Origin of the sequence: Marinobacter sp., assembly GCF_046484525.1 — a bacterium.
In the GTDB taxonomy this organism is placed as follows: Bacteria; Pseudomonadota; Gammaproteobacteria; order Pseudomonadales; family Oleiphilaceae; genus Marinobacter.
The window spans coordinates 1-15,012 of sequence record NZ_JAWOIS010000086.1; the positions used below are offsets into that span (position 1 = coordinate 1).

The window sequence follows — 15,012 nt, forward strand, 5'->3', positions numbered from 1 at the left end:
GTTACACCTGCCATGTTATCAGGGAACGATGAGGGCAGATATGCAGAGAAAGACGGCTACTGGTGGCAACAAACAGCCGTCAACCACCTCAAAGCTCGAGCCAAGGGGCGCGCTGACCGGATTTTCAAGCGCACCTGTCATATCACCGTCAAGGTCGCCGACAAGTAGGAGATGCTCAGATGGGTCATAAAGTAAATCCAACCGGCATGCGCCTGGGTGTGATCAAAGAGCACAACTCAGTGTGGTACGCCGAAAAAGCGGAATACGCGAACAACCTGTTGAACGATCTCCAGGTTCGCGAATTCCTCGACAAGCGTCTGGTTAAGGCGTCTGTCAGCAAGATTGTGATCGAGCGCCCTGCTCAGAACGCCCGTATCACGATCCATACAGCCCGTCCCGGTATTGTTATCGGTAAGAAGGGTGAAGATGTTGACCGTCTTCGTCGCGAAGTCAGCGAGATGATGGGTGTGCCTGTGCACATCAACATCGAAGAAGTCCGCAAGCCGGACCTGGATGCCCGCCTGGTCGCGCAGAACGTTGCCGGTCAGCTGGAGCGTCGTGTGATGTTCCGTCGCGCTATGAAGCGTGCGGTTCAGAACGCCATGCGCCAGGGTGCGAAAGGCATCAAGATCCAGGTTGGCGGTCGTCTCGGGGGTGCTGAAATTGCCCGTTCCGAGTGGTATCGCGAAGGTCGTGTACCGCTGCACACACTGCGTGCAGATATCGATTACTCGACCTACGAAGCGAAGACCACCTACGGCATTATCGGCGTCAAGGTATGGATCTTCAAAGGTGAGATTCTTGGTGGTATGGAACAGGTCCGTGCTGACAAGAAAGCCTCTGGGAAGAAAGGTTCTAAGTAAAGGGGCACTCAAATGCTGCAACCAAAACGCACCAAATTTCGCAAGGTAATGAAAGGCCGTAACACCGGTCTTGCTCACCGTGCTAACAAGGTGAGCTTCGGTGAATACGGATTGAAGGCGACAACCCGTGGGCGTATAACTGCGCGCCAGATCGAGGCAGCGCGTCGTACCATGACTCGTCGCATCAAGCGGGGCGGTAAGATCTGGATCCGGATTTTCCCGGACAAGCCGATCTCCAGCAAGCCGCTGGAAGTACGAATGGGTAAAGGTAAGGGTTCTGTCGAGTATTGGGTGGCTGAGATTCAGCCTGGCCGGATGCTTTATGAGATGGAAGGCGTCTCCGAGGAAATTGCTCGCGATGCATTCACTCTTGCTGCTGCCAAGCTGCCCGTACAGACCACCTTTGTTACGAGGACGGTGATGTGATGAAAGCAACAGAGCTGCGTGACAAGTCAGTCGAGGAGCTGAACAAAGAGCTGATCGACCTCCTGAAGGAGCAGTTCAACCTGCGCATGCGTAAGGCGACAGGTCAGCTGAATCAGTCTCATCTTCTTCCGAAGGTGAAGCGTGACATTGCTCGCGTGAAAACGGTTATGAATGAAAAGGCAGGACAGTAACATGACTGAAGCTACCCAAACTGCCAGAACCCTGAGCGGCAAGGTCGTGAGCAACAAAATGGAGAAATCCATTGTGGTTCTGGTTGAGCGCCAGGTTAAGCATCCTCTGTACGGTAAGTACATGAAGCGCTCATCCAAAATTCACGCTCACGACGAGAGCAATCAGTGCAACATCGGTGACACCGTTACAATCCAGGAAACCCGCCCGGTCTCTAAGACCAAAAGCTGGGCTCTGGTGGAAGTCACCGAACGCGCATCGAAGGTGTAACTCGCCCGGACGGTGAGTCTTGTCGTAACGGCAAAGTGGTTTCTGCTGGAGAACAACCATGATTCAGACTCAAACAATGCTTGAAGTCGCGGACAACAGTGGTGCACGCCAGGTTCAGTGCATCAAGGTCCTGGGCGGTTCACACCGGCGTTATGCCAGCGTAGGGGATATCATCAAGGTGACCGTCAAGGAAGCCATCCCCCGCGGTAAGGTGAAGAAAGGCCAGGTCCTGAAAGCTGTGGTCGTGCGCACCCGCAAGGGTGTTCGTCGTCCGGACGGATCCCTGATCCGTTTTGACGGTAATGCGGCGGTACTTCTGAACAATCAGGACGCACCAATTGGTACCCGTATCTTCGGACCGGTTACCCGTGAACTGCGTAATGAGAAGTTCATGAAAATTATCTCACTGGCACCCGAAGTACTTTAAAGGACCAGAGGCCGGTTATGAAAAAGATCAAACGAGATGACGAAGTAATCGTCACTACGGGCAAAGACAAAGGCAAACGTGGTAAAGTCCTGAAGGTTCAGGACGATGGCCGAGTGCTTGTTTCTGGCATCAACATGATCAAGAAGCACACGAAGCCGAACCCGATGCTGGGCAGCCCGGGTGGCATCGTCGAGAAAGAAGCACCTATCCAGGTTTCCAACGTGGCTATCTTTAATCCGCAGACCGGCAAAGCCGATCGTGTCGGCTTTCAGGTGAAGGAAGACGGCAGCAAAGTGCGGATCTTCAAGTCCACGAACGAAGCTGTCGATAACCAGTAAGCGGTGGTGGTTACGATGCTAAACAGTAAAGAGCAATACAGTCAGGAAGTGGTACCCGCCCTGCAGAAAGAGTTCGGCTACAAGAACGTAATGCAGGTGCCGCGTATCGAAAAGATCACCCTGAACATGGGTGTCGGCGAAGCGGTTGGTGACAAGAAGCTGATTGAGAATGCCGTGGCGGATCTTGAGCGCCTGGCAGGTCAGAAGCCGGTTGTCACCAAGGCGCGTAAGTCCGTAGCGGGTTTCAAGATCCGTGAGGGCTGGCCTATCGGTTGTAAAGTTACCCTGCGCGGCGAGCGTATGTGGGAGTTCTTTGATCGCCTGGTTCACATTGCGGTTCCCCGCATTCGTGACTTCCGTGGTCTGAATCCCAAGTCCTTCGACGGGCGTGGTAACTACAGCATGGGGGTCCGTGAGCAGATCATTTTCCCCGAGATCGAGTACGACAAGGTCGACAAGATCCGTGGTCTGGACATCACGATTACCACCAATGCCGGTACCGACGACGAAGGTCGTGAACTGTTGAAAGCCTTCGGCTTTCCGTTCAAGAAATAAGGAACGAGAGACATGGCTAAGGTTTCCATGAAACAGCGTGAGCTCAAGCGCGAGAAGGCGGTTGCCAAATACGCAGCCAAGCGTGCTGAGCTCAAGGCGATTATCAAGAACCCGAATACCAGCGACGATGACCGTTGGGACGCACAGATGAAGCTGCAACAGCTTCCTCGCGATGCTTCTCCTTCGCGTCTTCGTAATCGTTGCCAGGTGACTGGTCGCCCCCACGGCGTTTTGCGCAAGTTCGAGCTGTCACGGATCAAACTCCGTGAATACGGCATGCGCGGTGACGTTCCGGGCCTGACCAAAGCAAGCTGGTAAGATAGGCCACCTGACTTCGGTCGGGTGCCTGTTGGTAAGCGGTGCGGCAAGCCGCTGCACAACTAAAAAGATCAGGAGCCTCATACCAATGAGTATGCAAGACACGCTTGCGGATATGTTTACCCGTATCCGTAATGCCCAGATGGCATCCAAAGCAGACGTTACGATGCCGTCTTCAAAAATGAAGATCTCCGTAGCCCAGGTCCTGAAGGACGAAGGCTACGTCGGAGATTTCTCTGTTTCAGCTGACGCGAAGCCCGAGCTGACCATTACTCTGAAGTACTTCGGTGGCAAGCCGGTTATCGAAGAGATCAAGCGGGTCAGTCGTCCGAGTCTGCGCCAGTACAAGGGCGCTGGGGAACTGCCGAAAGTATCCGGCGGTTTGGGAGTCGCGATTGTCTCAACGTCCAAGGGCGTTATGACAGACCGCGCTGCGCGCGCTGCCGGCGTGGGTGGCGAAGTCATCTGCACCGTATTCTAGGAGATACACATGTCCAGGGTTGCCAATAATCCTGTCGTGCTGCCTTCCGGTGTTGAGGTTAAGCTGAACGGACAGGAAATTAACGTGAAGGGCTCCAAGGGAGCGCTTCAATTCACCATTCACCAGGCGGTTGAAGTAAAGCAGGAAGAGAACGTTCTGCGCTTTGAAGCCCGCAATGGTGCGAAACAGTCCCGTGCTCTTGCTGGTACGACCCGTGCTCTGGTTAACAACATGGTCACCGGCGTTTCTACAGGTTGGGAGCGCAGGCTCACGCTGACGGGTGTAGGTTACCGTGCCCAGGCGCAGGGTAAGAAGCTCAACCTGACACTGGGTTTTTCTCATCCGGTCGAGTACGAGCTGCCCGAGGGTGTTACCGCCGAGACTCCGTCCAACACGGAAGTCGTGATTCGCGGTATCGACAAGCAACAGGTTGGCCAGGTCGCTGCTGAAGTTCGCGCGTTCCGTCCACCCGAGCCTTATAAGGGCAAAGGTGTTCGTTATGCGGATGAGCAGGTCAGACGCAAAGAAGCCAAGAAGAAATAAGGCGGGACTATGAGCGCGAATAACGAAAGATTGCGTCGCGCACGCAAGGTGCGCATGAAGATCCGTGAACTGGGTACTGATCGTCTGTGCGTTCACCGCACGCCGCGTCATATGTACGCCCAGGTCACTTCCGCAGACGGCAGCAAGGTGCTGGCCTCTGCCTCCACGTTGGATAAGGAACTGCGCCAGGGCGCAACCGGTAACGTGGACGCTGCCAAGAAGGTCGGTCAGCTGATCGCTGAACGTGCCAAGGCAGCTGGCGTTGAGAAGGTTGCGTTTGACCGTTCCGGTTACCGTTATCATGGTCGTGTCCAGGCTCTGGCCGACGCTGCCCGTGAAGCTGGCTTGCAATTCTAAGAGGTGGAGAAGATGAGCGTTAACGAACAGAAGGCGCCTGAGCTCCAGGAGAAGCTGGTTCAGGTCAACCGGGTCGCCAAGGTTGTAAAAGGTGGCCGTATTTTCGCCTTCACCGCACTGACCGTAGTGGGTGATGGTAAAGGTCGCGTTGGCTTCGGCCGTGGTAAGGCCCGGGAAGTTCCCGTTGCCATTCAGAAGGCCATGGAAGCTGCGCGTAAGAACATGGTAGACGTGGCGCTGGACGGCACCACTCTGCAGTACCCGGTCCGGGCTCAGCATGGTGGTTCCAAGGTTTACATGCAGCCAGCATCCGAAGGTACCGGTATCATTGCCGGTGGTGCGATGCGTGCGGTCCTGGAAGTCGCGGGTGTGCAGAACGTCCTGTCCAAGTGTTACGGGTCTACCAACCCGGTGAACGTGGTACGTTCCACTATCAAGGGTCTCCAGGCCATGAAGGCGCCTGAGGACGTTGCAGCCAAGCGCGGTAAATCCGTCGAAGATATTCTGGGTTGAAGTCATGGCGAACGCGAAAAGAATCAAGGTTACACTGACCCGCAGTCCTATCAGCTGCCAGCCTAAGCACAAGCTGTGTGTGAAGGGCTTGGGTCTTCGTAAAATCGGTCAGACCGTGGAACTGGAAGATACTCCTTCCATCCGCGGTATGATCAACCGGGTAAATTACCTGGTACGGGTTGAGGAGAACTAAGATGCGTCTGAACGAACTTGCTCCAGAACCCGGTTCACGTCCGGACGCCAGGCGCGTTGGTCGTGGTATCGGTAGCGGCCTCGGTAAAACCGGTGGCCGCGGTCACAAGGGTCTGAAGTCCCGTTCCGGTGGTACCGTAGCTCCCGGTTTCGAGGGCGGTCAGCAGCCGCTGGCCCGTCGTCTGCCGAAGTTTGGTTTCACTTCCCGTCAGCAGCGTTATGTTGCCGAGATTCGTCTGAATGAGCTGGCGAAGGTCGAAGGCGATGTGGTTGATCTGGAAGCCCTGAAGAAGGCTGACGTGATCCGTGAAGAGATCCGTGAAGCCAAGGTTATCCTGTCCGGTGAACTGAGCCGTCCGGTAACCGTGAAGGGCCTGCGGGTCACCAAAGGCGCACGCGAGGCAATTGCCGCAGCGGGCGGTAAAGTCGAGGACTAAGGCGAGTCGAGGACTAAATGGCCAAGACAGCATCATTGCCTGCGGGCGCGGGTAAAGGACTGGCAGAGCTGCGTTCGCGGCTCTGGTTTGTCTTCCTGGCATTGCTGGTGTACCGGGTCGGTGCCCATATTCCGGTGCCGGGTATTAACCCCGACCGTCTGGCGGCACTGTTTGAGCAGAATCAGGGCACGATCCTGAGCATGTTCAACATGTTTTCCGGTGGTGCGCTTGAGCGCATGAGTATCTTCGCACTCGGCATCATGCCGTACATCTCGGCTTCCATTATCATGCAGCTCATGACTGCGGTCAGTCCGCAGCTTGAGCAGCTGAAGAAGGAAGGTGAGGCTGGTCGTCGCAAGATCAGCCAGTACACGCGGTACGGTACGGTCATCCTGGCCCTGGTTCAGGGTGCTGGTATTTCGGTTGGGCTGGCCTCTCAGGGTGTCACCTTTAACGATAGCTTCAGCTTCCACTTCGTTGCGGTGGTTTCGTTCGTCAGTGGTGCGGTGTTCATGATGTGGCTGGGTGAGCAGATCACCGAGCGCGGCGTTGGTAACGGTATTTCGTTGCTGATCTTCGCCGGTATCGTTGCCGGGTTGCCCGGCGCGATCGGTCAGACACTAGAACAGGCCCGCAACGGCGAGATGAGCCTGCTGGTGGTTCTCGGGATCGGTATCCTGGCTATAGCCGTTATCGGTTTTGTGGTGTTCATGGAGCGTGGCCAGCGTCGTTTGACCATCAACTACGCCAAGCGGCAGCAGGGACGTCGGGTGTTTGCCCAGCAGTCCAGTCATTTGCCGCTGAAGGTGAACATGGCGGGCGTTATTCCGCCGATTTTTGCCTCTTCCATCCTGCTGTTCCCGGCTTCTATCGGGCAGTGGTTTGGTCAGGGCGAAGGCATGGAGTGGTTGAGCGACGTTTCCCAGGCTCTGGCACCGAGTCAGCCTCTGTACATTATTCTGTTCGCGGCAGCAGTGGTATTCTTCTGCTTCTTCTACACAGCACTGATGTACAACCCGAAAGAAGTCGCGGATAACCTCAAGCGCTCAGGAGCGTTTATTCCGGGCATCCGTCCGGGCGAGCAGACCGCCAAATACATTGACGGTGTGCTGACCCGCCTGACGTTGTTCGGCGCAATGTACATTGCGGCAGTGTCCCTGTTCCCTCAGTTCCTGATGGTTGCAGGGAATGTACCCTTCTATCTGGGCGGTACGTCACTGCTGATTGTGGTAGTCGTGGTGATGGATTTCATGGCGCAGGTACAGTCGCACCTGATGTCCCATCAGTATGAATCGCTGATGAAGAAGTCCAATCTCAAGGGCTATGGACGGAACGGGTAATACCGTTCCCCTTGAAAACTGGAGTCGACAATGAAAGTACGCGCTTCGGTAAAGAAAATTTGCCGTAACTGCAAAGTAATTCGTCGCAATGGCTCAGTTCGAGTCATCTGCACGGAGCCTCGTCACAAGCAGCGCCAGGGCTGATTCCTCCGGGAACATTCCTGACATTGCGAAAGGGGTTCGGAATGATGGCGCTTGACTCGGAGGCGGGTCAGGCGCTATTATTTCGCGCCCTTTTTGTGGCGGAAAATTCACACAGCAAAGCTTTGAACGCGGAGTAATTTGGATGGCACGTATAGCCGGTGTCAATATACCCGATAACAAACATGCTGTTATCTCGCTGACCTACATCTTCGGTGTTGGCAAGACAACAGCCCAGAAGCTTTGCGACGCAACCGGCGTCAAGCCGGACGTAAAGGTCAAGGACCTTAGCGACGAGCAGCTTGAATCCCTTCGTTCAGAAGTGGGCAAGTTTGTCGTCGAAGGCGATCTGCGTCGTGAAGTACAGATGAACATCAAGCGTTTGAAGGATCTCGGTTGCTTCCGTGGTCTGCGTCACCGTCATGGCCTTCCGGTCCGCGGCCAGCGCACCAAGACCAACGCCCGCACCCGTAAAGGTCCTCGCAAACCTATTCGCAAGTAACAGGTAGGCAAACATGGCAAAGCCAGGTACACGTACCCGTAAAAAGGTGAAAAAGACGGTTGTTGATGGCGTCGCGCACATTCACGCGTCCTTCAACAACACTATCGTGACCATTTCGGACCGTCAGGGCAACGTCCTGTCCTGGGCCACCTCTGGTGGTTCCGGTTTCCGCGGCTCACGCAAGAGTACACCTTTTGCTGCGCAGGTAGCAGCTGAAAGAGCCGGTAATGCGGCTGCTGAATACGGCCTTAAAAACCTGGACGTAGAGGTTAAGGGTCCTGGGCCTGGGCGAGAATCTGCAGTTCGCGCGCTGAACGCGTGTGGCTACAAGATTACCAACATCACTGATGTGACGCCGATTCCCCATAACGGCTGCCGTCCGCCCAAGAAGCGCCGCGTCTAACACAGGAGACAGTGAAATATGGCTCGTTATATAGGCCCGAAGTGCAAGCTGTCTCGTCGTGAAGGGACAGATCTTTTTCTGAAGAGCGGCGTTCGCGCGCTCGATTCCAAGTGCAACATCGAGACTCCGCCGGGTATGCACGGCGCGCGTCGCGGTCGTCTGTCCGAGTACGGCGTACAGCTTCGTGAAAAACAGAAAGTCCGTCGTATCTACGGCGTACTGGAGAAGCAGTTCCGCAACTACTACAAAGAGGCTGCCCGTATCAAAGGTGCAACGGGTGAAAACCTGCTGCAGCTTCTGGAAGGGCGCCTGGATAACGTTGTATACCGCATGGGCTTTGGTTCTACCCGTGCAGAAGCCCGTCAGCTCGTCTCTCACAAGGCGATCCTGGTCAACGACAAGGCGGTAAACATCCCGTCCTATCAGGTCAAGCCGGGTGACGTTGTGAGCGTGCGCGAGAAGGCCAAGAACCAGTTGCGTGTCAAAGGCGCACTGGATCTGGCTGCCAGCCGTGCACCGGTAAGCTGGGTAGAGGTTGACGCCAACAAGATGTCCGGCGTTTACAAGTCAGTACCTGAGCGTACTGAACTGCCGGCCGACATCAACGAGAACCTCATCGTCGAGCTTTACTCCAAGTAAAGCCCAGTTAGCAACGATAGCAGATAGGGGCGTCTATGCAGCGTTCAGTACATGAGTTATTGACACCTCGTACCATTGACGTGAAAGAATCCAGCGCCGCGCGTGCCAAGGTGACCCTGGAGCCTCTGGAAAGGGGCTTCGGTCATACCTTGGGTAGCGCACTGCGCCGTATTCTCTTGTCTTCGATGCCGGGCTGCGCCATTACTGAAGCGCAGATCGACGGTGTCCTGCACGAGTACAGCGCCATTGAGGGTGTCCAGGAGGACGTCATCGAGATTCTGCTGAATCTCAAGGGCGTCGCCGTGAAAATGAACGGTCGGGATGAAACTGAGCTGACCCTCAGCAAAAAAGGCCCGGGCGTTGTGACAGCCGGTGATATCAAGCTGGATCACGATGTCGAGATCGCCAATCCGGACCATGTGATCTGTCACCTGAGTGAAAACGGTGAATTGAACATGCGTCTGCGCATTGCCCGGGGTCGTGGCTACGAGCCGGCCGACCAGCGCGGTCTTGACGAGGACGAAACTCGCGCCATCGGACGCCTGCAGCTGGATGCAACCTTCAGCCCGGTTCGTCGCGTGGCCTATGCCGTTGAAAGTGCACGGGTTGAGCAGCGGACCGATCTGGACAAGCTGGTGATTGATCTGGAGACCAATGGCACCATCGACCCGGAAGAAGCAATTCGCCGGGCGGCGACCATCCTCCAGCAGCAACTGGCTGTGTTCGTTGATTTCGATCACGAGAAAGAGCCGGAGCGCGTGGAAGAAGAGGAAGAAATCGATCCGATTCTGCTGCGTCCGGTAGATGATCTGGAATTGACGGTGCGTTCAGCTAACTGCTTGAAGGCTGAAAACATTTACTATATCGGCGATCTGATTCAGCGCACCGAAGTTGAGCTGTTGAAGACGCCTAACCTTGGCAAGAAGTCGCTGACCGAGATCAAGGACGTCCTGGCGTCCCGTGGTTTGTCTCTGGGCATGCGTCTTGATAACTGGCCGCCGGCAAGCCTTCGTGGCGATGACCGGGTTCTGGGCGGTTAATCGCCGATTAGTTTAAGGTAAGGAATAAGAGCAATGCGTCATCGTAAGAGTGGTCGTAAGTTCAGCAGGACCAGTGCGCATCGCAAGGCCATGTTCCGTAACATGACTGCGTCACTGGTTGAACACGAGCTGATCAAAACAACGCTGCCGAAAGCCAAAGAGCTTCGTCGGGTAGCCGAGCCTTTGATCACGCTTTCCAAGAATGATTCGGTTGCAAACCGTCGCCTGGCGTTTTCCCGCCTGCGCAACGATGCAGCGGTAGCCAAGCTGTTTGACGAGCTGGGTCCGCGCTACAGCGACCGTCCGGGTGGATACCTTCGTATCCTGAAGTGCGGCTTCCGTGCCGGTGACAATGCCCCGATGGCATTCGTCGAGCTGGTAGGCCGCCCGCTGGATATCGAAGCAGAAGAAGTGGACGACGACGAAGAGTAAGATCTTCGGAGTGGTTGAGAAAAAGCCGTGGGTGGAAACATCCCCGGCTTTTTTGTGTCTGGAATAAAAGTGGGGTCGGAACAAAGCTTTCTTCTGACCCCGAGTTCATGTCGGATCTCTCGAGAGGTTCAGGTCTGAAAACGGGGTCAGATGAAGGGTTTCCTCTGACCCCATCTTCACCTCAGCTCTTCGCCAGCATCGGTTTCAGATACCGCCCGGTATGCGACACCGGATTCTTCGCCACTTCTTCCGGCGTACCCTCGGCAATAATCTGTCCGCCGCCGGAGCCACCCTCCGGCCCCAGATCCACAATCCAGTCTGCGGTCTTGATCACGTCCAGATTATGCTCGATCACCACGATGGTGTTGCCGTGGTCGCGCAGGCGCTGCAACACATTGAGAAGCTGCTGGATGTCATAGAAATGCAGGCCGGTGGTCGGTTCATCCAGGATGTACAGGGTCTTGCCCGTGTCGCGCTTGGACAGCTCCTTGGCCAGCTTCACCCGCTGTGCTTCGCCCCCGGACAGGGTGACGGCGCTCTGACCAAGCCGGATGTAGGACAGGCCGACATCCATCAGGGTCTGTAACTTACGGGCCAGGAACGGAACCGCATCGAAGAACTTGCGGCCTTCCTCCACGGTCATCTCCAGCACCTCGTGAATGTTCTTGCCCTTGTAGCGAACCTCCAGGGTTTCCCGGTTGTAGCGCTTGGCCTTGCACACATCGCAGGGCACATAAATGTCAGGAAGGAAGTGCATCTCCACCTTGATGACGCCATCGCCCTGGCAAGCCTCGCAGCGCCCTCCCTTGACGTTGAAGGAGAACCGGCCGGGCTTATAGCCCCTGGAGCGGGCTTCCTGGGTGCCCGCAAACAACTCACGGATCGGTGTGAATAGCCCGGTATAGGTGGCAGGGTTGGAGCGAGGTGTGCGGCCGATCGGGCTCTGGTCAATGTCGATTACCTTGTCCAGTTGGTCCAGACCCTTGAGCTTCCTGTAGGGCGAATGGTTGAGGCTCGTGGCCTTGTTCAGCTTGGCCGCTGCCACCGGATACAAAGTGCTGTTGATCAGGGTGGATTTGCCGGAGCCGGACACCCCGGTAATGCAGGTCATCACGCCCAGGGGAAGGTTCAGGGTTACATCCCGAAGGTTGTTGCCGGTCGCCCCGGTGAGGGTCAGCTGCTTACCGGAGCCCTGGTTCCGTGTCGGCGGTACGGCAATTTCCTTCTGGCCACTGAGGTACTGACCGGTCAGTGAGTGCTCATTGGCAATGATGTCTTCGGGCCGGCCCTGGGCAACGACATGACCGCCGTGCACGCCGGCGCCGGGACCGATATCGACGACATAATCAGCGGCGCGGATGGCGTCTTCATCGTGTTCTACCACGATTACCGTATTGCCCAGGTCTCGCAGATGGGTCAGGGTCGCCAGCAGGCGATCGTTATCCCGCTGGTGCAGCCCGATGGACGGCTCATCCAGGATGTACATCACTCCCACCAGACCGGCGCCGATCTGGCTGGCCAGGCGGATGCGCTGGGCTTCGCCGCCGGAGAGCGTATCGGCACTGCGCTCAAGGGTCAGGTATTCCAGCCCCACATTCACCAGAAATTGCAGGCGTTCCCGCACTTCCTTGAGAATTTTCTCGGCGATCTCACCCTTTCGACCCGGCAGGGCCAGCTGTTCAAAATAGCCGTGTGCCTCGCCTACAGGCAGGTGAGTTACCTCGGGCAGGTTCCGCTCCTCAATGAATACGTGTCGGGCACTGCGACGCAGTCGCGACCCACCACAATCCTTACAGGGCTGGGTGCTCAGATTCCGGGCGAGCTCCTCGCGCATGCTTTGGGAGTCGGTTTCCCGGTACCGGCGTTCCAGATTCGGCAGGATGCCCTCGAACGGGTGGGCCTTTTCCATGATATGGCCGCGGGAGTTAACGTAACGGAATGGAATCGCCTCGGAACCGGAGCCGTGCAGCAGCACCTGCTGAAAGGATTCGGGCAGGTCGACCCACGGCGTTTCCAGGTCCATGCCATAGTGCTCGGCCACGCTCGATAGCATCTGGAAGTAATACACGGCGCGTCGGTCCCAGCCCTTGATCGCACCTTCGGCCAGGGTCGCTTCCGGGTGCTGGATGACCTTCTCCGGATCGAAGAACTGCTTCACGCCCAAGCCGTCACAGGTCGGGCAGGCACCGGCTGGATTGTTAAAGGAAAACAACCGGGGTTCCAGTTCGCTGAGGGAGTAGCCGCACTGGGTGCAGGCGTAGCGGGCGGAAAAGGTGTGCTCCTCACCCTCGCCGGTCATGGGCGCAACCAGGGCGATGCCATCAGCCAGTTCCAGCGCGGTTTCGAAGCTCTCGGCCAAGCGCTGCTCGAGACCTTCCTTGACCTTGAAGCGGTCAACCACCACGTCAATCTGGTGCTTGCGCTTCTTGTCCAGGGCGGGCACATCGTCGATGTCGTAGACGGTGCCGTCGACCCGCATCCGGATAAAGCCCTGGCTGCGCATATTGTCGGTCACATGTAGGTGTTCGCCTTTTCGATCCCGGATGACCGGGGCCAGGATCATCAGCTTGCTGCCCTCGGGCATGGCCAGTACCTGGTCCACCATCTGGCTCACGGTCTGGGCTTCCAGTGGCTGACCGTGATCCGGGCAGCGGGGCTCGCCGGCACGGGCAAACAGCAGTCGCAGATAATCGTAGATCTCGGTGATGGTGCCCACCGTCGACCGGGGATTGTGAGAGGTGGATTTCTGCTCGATGGAAATCGCCGGCGACAGGCCTTCGATGTGGTCCACATCGGGCTTTTCCATCATGGACAGGAATTGCCGGGCATAGGTGGAGAGAGATTCCACGTATCGGCGCTGCCCTTCGGCGTAGAGGGTGTCGAAAGCGAGCGACGATTTACCGGAGCCGGACAGGCCTGTGATCACGATCAGCTTGTCCCTTGGCATATCCAGGTCGATGTTCTTCAGGTTGTGGGTGCGTGCACCCTTGATCTGGATATGGTCCATACCACCTCTCAATCTGGGAAAAACGAGGATTATACCGCGTTACCGGAAGGTCGGTGAAACCGGTATTGACCGAGACGGTTCGGGGAGTCCCTCGGTCCGGTCCGTTCTGATACAATGCGCCGCTTGCGGGAGGTATGTGGCCTCCCGGTTATCTGCTTTTAACTCCGGCTGAGGTGAACACCGCGATGAACGCGCTGGAAAAACGCTCCGTAGCAGCCCTGGCATCGGTCTATGCCATGCGAATGCTGGGGCTGTTCATGGTCATGCCGGTGTTCATGCTGCTCGGTGACGACCTTCAGGGTGCCACACCTGCGTTGCTCGGTTTTGCCATAGGTGCTTATGGCCTTAGCCAGGCCTTGTTACAGATTCCTTTCGGGCTTCTGTCCGACCGAGTCGGCCGGAAGAAGATGATCTACCTGGGGCTGATCCTGTTTGCCGCCGGCAGTCTGCTCGCCGCAGCAACCGACTCCATATACGTTGTAATTGCCGGTCGGATTCTCCAGGGCGCCGGCGCCATCGCCAGTGTGCTGATGGCGTTGCTCAGCGACCTGACCCGGGAAGAAGAACGCACCAAGGCAATGGCCACCGTGGGTATTTCCATCGGTTTGTCGTTTTCGGTGTCCTTGGTGCTGGGGCCTTTGTTGGGCGCCGTCTGGGGGCTCCACGGAATTTTCTACGCCACGGCGGTTATGGCGGTGATCGCCCTGGTGATCGTAAACCGGGTGGTGCCGACCCCGCACCAGCACAAGATCAGTGCTGATACCCACCCGGCAAAAGCAATGCTCGGCCGCGTGCTCATGGATGGTCGTCTGGTACGGCTTGACTTCGGCATCTTTGCGCTGCATCTGGTACTGACCGCGCTGTTCCTGGTGTTCCCGCCGGTGCTTGAGGGACGCCTGGGGTTGGCGGCCAGTTCGCACTGGTGGTTCTATCTGACGGTCATGGTGACCTCTTTCTTCGCCATGGTGCCGTTCATCATCATTGGCGAGAAGAAGCGCAAGATGAAGCCGGTACTCTGTGGCGCCATTGCTCTGCTGACGCTGGCAACCGCGGGTCTGGCCGGGCTGGGGGGGAGTCTGGTCAGGGGGTGGGCAGTGTTGTTCTTCTTCTTCATGGCCTTCAACCTGCTCGAGGCCAGCCTGCCGTCCCTGATCAGCAAGGAGGCGCCGGCGGCGAGTAGAGGAACGGCCATGGGTGTGTACTCCACGTCCCAGTTTCTCGGTGCGTTTCTCGGTGGTGCCCTGGGTGGCGTCCTGTTGGAAGCGGCCGGACTGGAAGGCGTGGTCTGGCTGATGGTGGCGGTGCTGGCGGCCTGGTTGCTGATAGCGTTGACCATGCCGGCGCCGGGTTACACTACCAGTTTCGTGGTACAGTTACGGCAGGCAGTCAGCCAGACCTATGACGATATCGATGAGCGCCTGCGCCGCCTGCCCGGCGTTCAGGACGTGGTTATCGTTGAAGATGCTGCAACCGCCTACCTCAAGGTAGACAGGCAGAAATTTGATGAAGGGTTACTTGCGGACCTGGCATTTGTCCGGCAGGGTAACGGTTAATGAAATCCGGAAGGTCGCAGGGAGTGCGGCTTCCCTTGAAAATACA

The 15,012-nt window shown here is 56.9% G+C and carries 23 protein-coding genes and 1 pseudogene; 23 read left to right on the forward strand and 1 reads right to left on the reverse strand.

Translation table 11 applies throughout. The annotated features are described in order from the left end of the window. Positions 1-78: 78 nt before the first annotated feature. From R6W86_RS16750 to rplQ, 22 genes and pseudogenes are all read left to right on the forward strand, one after another. Positions 79-168, forward strand: a pseudogene (locus R6W86_RS16750) (uL22 family ribosomal protein); the annotation flags it as partial. Between the two features lie 11 nt (positions 169-179). Beyond that, a complete protein-coding gene (gene rpsC / locus R6W86_RS16755) occupies positions 180-863 on the forward strand; it encodes a 30S ribosomal protein S3 (RefSeq protein WP_410330496.1) in 684 nt (227 codons plus the stop codon). 12 nt (positions 864-875) lie between these two features. Beyond that, entirely contained in the window at positions 876-1,289 is a 414-nt protein-coding gene (rplP, locus tag R6W86_RS16760; protein WP_027830882.1) for a 50S ribosomal protein L16, read from the forward strand. Further along, complete coding sequence (gene rpmC, locus R6W86_RS16765; protein ID WP_007154007.1) at positions 1,289-1,480, forward strand: 50S ribosomal protein L29; 192 nt, start codon at positions 1,289-1,291, stop codon at positions 1,478-1,480. The genes rplP and rpmC overlap by 1 nt, the downstream gene beginning before the upstream one ends. A 1-nt stretch (position 1,481) precedes the next feature. After that, positions 1,482-1,748, forward strand: coding sequence for a 30S ribosomal protein S17 (gene rpsQ, locus R6W86_RS16770; protein WP_007154006.1), 267 nt, complete (start codon positions 1,482-1,484; stop codon positions 1,746-1,748). A 58-nt stretch (positions 1,749-1,806) separates the two neighbouring features. Then, complete coding sequence (gene rplN, locus R6W86_RS16775) at positions 1,807-2,175, forward strand: 50S ribosomal protein L14 (protein ID WP_008940679.1); 369 nt, start codon at positions 1,807-1,809, stop codon at positions 2,173-2,175. A gap of 17 nt (positions 2,176-2,192) precedes the next feature. After that, positions 2,193-2,513, forward strand: coding sequence for a 50S ribosomal protein L24 (gene rplX / locus R6W86_RS16780; protein WP_410330497.1), 321 nt, complete (start codon positions 2,193-2,195; stop codon positions 2,511-2,513). Between the two features lie 15 nt (positions 2,514-2,528). Continuing rightward, positions 2,529-3,068 (forward strand): 50S ribosomal protein L5, encoded by a 540-nt coding sequence (rplE, locus tag R6W86_RS16785; RefSeq protein WP_410330498.1) that lies wholly within the window; start codon positions 2,529-2,531, stop codon positions 3,066-3,068. Positions 3,069-3,080: 12 nt separating this feature from the next. After that, positions 3,081-3,386, forward strand: coding sequence for a 30S ribosomal protein S14 (rpsN, locus tag R6W86_RS16790; RefSeq protein ID WP_410330499.1), 306 nt, complete (start codon positions 3,081-3,083; stop codon positions 3,384-3,386). 88 nt (positions 3,387-3,474) lie between these two features. Continuing rightward, positions 3,475-3,867 carry a 30S ribosomal protein S8 gene (gene rpsH, locus R6W86_RS16795; protein WP_410330500.1) on the forward strand — a complete coding sequence of 131 codons (393 nt, stop codon included), beginning with the start codon at positions 3,475-3,477 and terminating at the stop codon, positions 3,865-3,867. Between the two features lie 9 nt (positions 3,868-3,876). Further along, positions 3,877-4,410: a 50S ribosomal protein L6 gene (gene rplF, locus R6W86_RS16800; protein ID WP_410330501.1), complete on the forward strand. Its 534-nt coding sequence runs from the start codon at positions 3,877-3,879 to the stop codon at positions 4,408-4,410. Positions 4,411-4,419: 9 nt separating this feature from the next. Further along, positions 4,420-4,767, forward strand: coding sequence for a 50S ribosomal protein L18 (gene rplR / locus R6W86_RS16805; RefSeq protein WP_410330502.1), 348 nt, complete (start codon positions 4,420-4,422; stop codon positions 4,765-4,767). A 12-nt stretch (positions 4,768-4,779) separates the two neighbouring features. Then, positions 4,780-5,280: a 30S ribosomal protein S5 gene (rpsE, locus tag R6W86_RS16810; RefSeq protein ID WP_023010932.1), complete on the forward strand. Its 501-nt coding sequence runs from the start codon at positions 4,780-4,782 to the stop codon at positions 5,278-5,280. 4 nt (positions 5,281-5,284) lie between these two features. Beyond that, entirely contained in the window at positions 5,285-5,473 is a 189-nt protein-coding gene (gene rpmD / locus R6W86_RS16815) for a 50S ribosomal protein L30 (RefSeq protein ID WP_410330503.1), read from the forward strand. Between the two features lies 1 nt (position 5,474). Next, entirely contained in the window at positions 5,475-5,909 is a 435-nt protein-coding gene (rplO, locus tag R6W86_RS16820) for a 50S ribosomal protein L15 (RefSeq protein WP_410330504.1), read from the forward strand. 17 nt (positions 5,910-5,926) lie between these two features. Next, positions 5,927-7,249, forward strand: a complete 1,323-nt coding sequence (gene secY, locus R6W86_RS16825; RefSeq protein ID WP_410330505.1) for a preprotein translocase subunit SecY — start codon at positions 5,927-5,929, stop codon at positions 7,247-7,249. A gap of 30 nt (positions 7,250-7,279) precedes the next feature. Further along, a complete protein-coding gene (gene rpmJ, locus R6W86_RS16830) occupies positions 7,280-7,393 on the forward strand; it encodes a 50S ribosomal protein L36 (RefSeq protein ID WP_004580765.1) in 114 nt (37 codons plus the stop codon). A 142-nt stretch (positions 7,394-7,535) separates the two neighbouring features. Beyond that, the gene (gene rpsM / locus R6W86_RS16835; RefSeq protein WP_410330506.1) at positions 7,536-7,892 is read left to right on the forward strand and encodes a 30S ribosomal protein S13; all 357 of its coding nucleotides are present in this window, start codon (positions 7,536-7,538) and stop codon (positions 7,890-7,892) included. 13 nt (positions 7,893-7,905) lie between these two features. Then, positions 7,906-8,295, forward strand: a complete 390-nt coding sequence (gene rpsK, locus R6W86_RS16840) for a 30S ribosomal protein S11 (RefSeq protein WP_007153992.1) — start codon at positions 7,906-7,908, stop codon at positions 8,293-8,295. Positions 8,296-8,313: 18 nt separating this feature from the next. Continuing rightward, complete coding sequence (rpsD, locus tag R6W86_RS16845) at positions 8,314-8,934, forward strand: 30S ribosomal protein S4 (protein WP_092005459.1); 621 nt, start codon at positions 8,314-8,316, stop codon at positions 8,932-8,934. A 35-nt stretch (positions 8,935-8,969) separates the two neighbouring features. Then, positions 8,970-9,974 (forward strand): DNA-directed RNA polymerase subunit alpha, encoded by a 1,005-nt coding sequence (locus R6W86_RS16850; protein ID WP_410330507.1) that lies wholly within the window; start codon positions 8,970-8,972, stop codon positions 9,972-9,974. 33 nt (positions 9,975-10,007) lie between these two features. Further along, the gene (rplQ, locus tag R6W86_RS16855; RefSeq protein ID WP_092005465.1) at positions 10,008-10,406 is read left to right on the forward strand and encodes a 50S ribosomal protein L17; all 399 of its coding nucleotides are present in this window, start codon (positions 10,008-10,010) and stop codon (positions 10,404-10,406) included. 181 nt (positions 10,407-10,587) lie between these two features. Here the strand turns inward: rplQ and uvrA are convergent, their stop codons facing one another. Continuing rightward, a complete protein-coding gene (uvrA, locus tag R6W86_RS16860; RefSeq protein ID WP_410330508.1) occupies positions 10,588-13,413 on the reverse strand; it encodes an excinuclease ABC subunit UvrA in 2,826 nt (941 codons plus the stop codon). 185 nt (positions 13,414-13,598) lie between these two features. On the opposite strand from uvrA, the gene R6W86_RS16865 reads away from it, so the two are divergent. Beyond that, positions 13,599-14,966, forward strand: coding sequence for an MFS transporter (locus tag R6W86_RS16865; protein WP_410330509.1), 1,368 nt, complete (start codon positions 13,599-13,601; stop codon positions 14,964-14,966). Positions 14,967-15,012 lie beyond the last annotated feature (46 nt).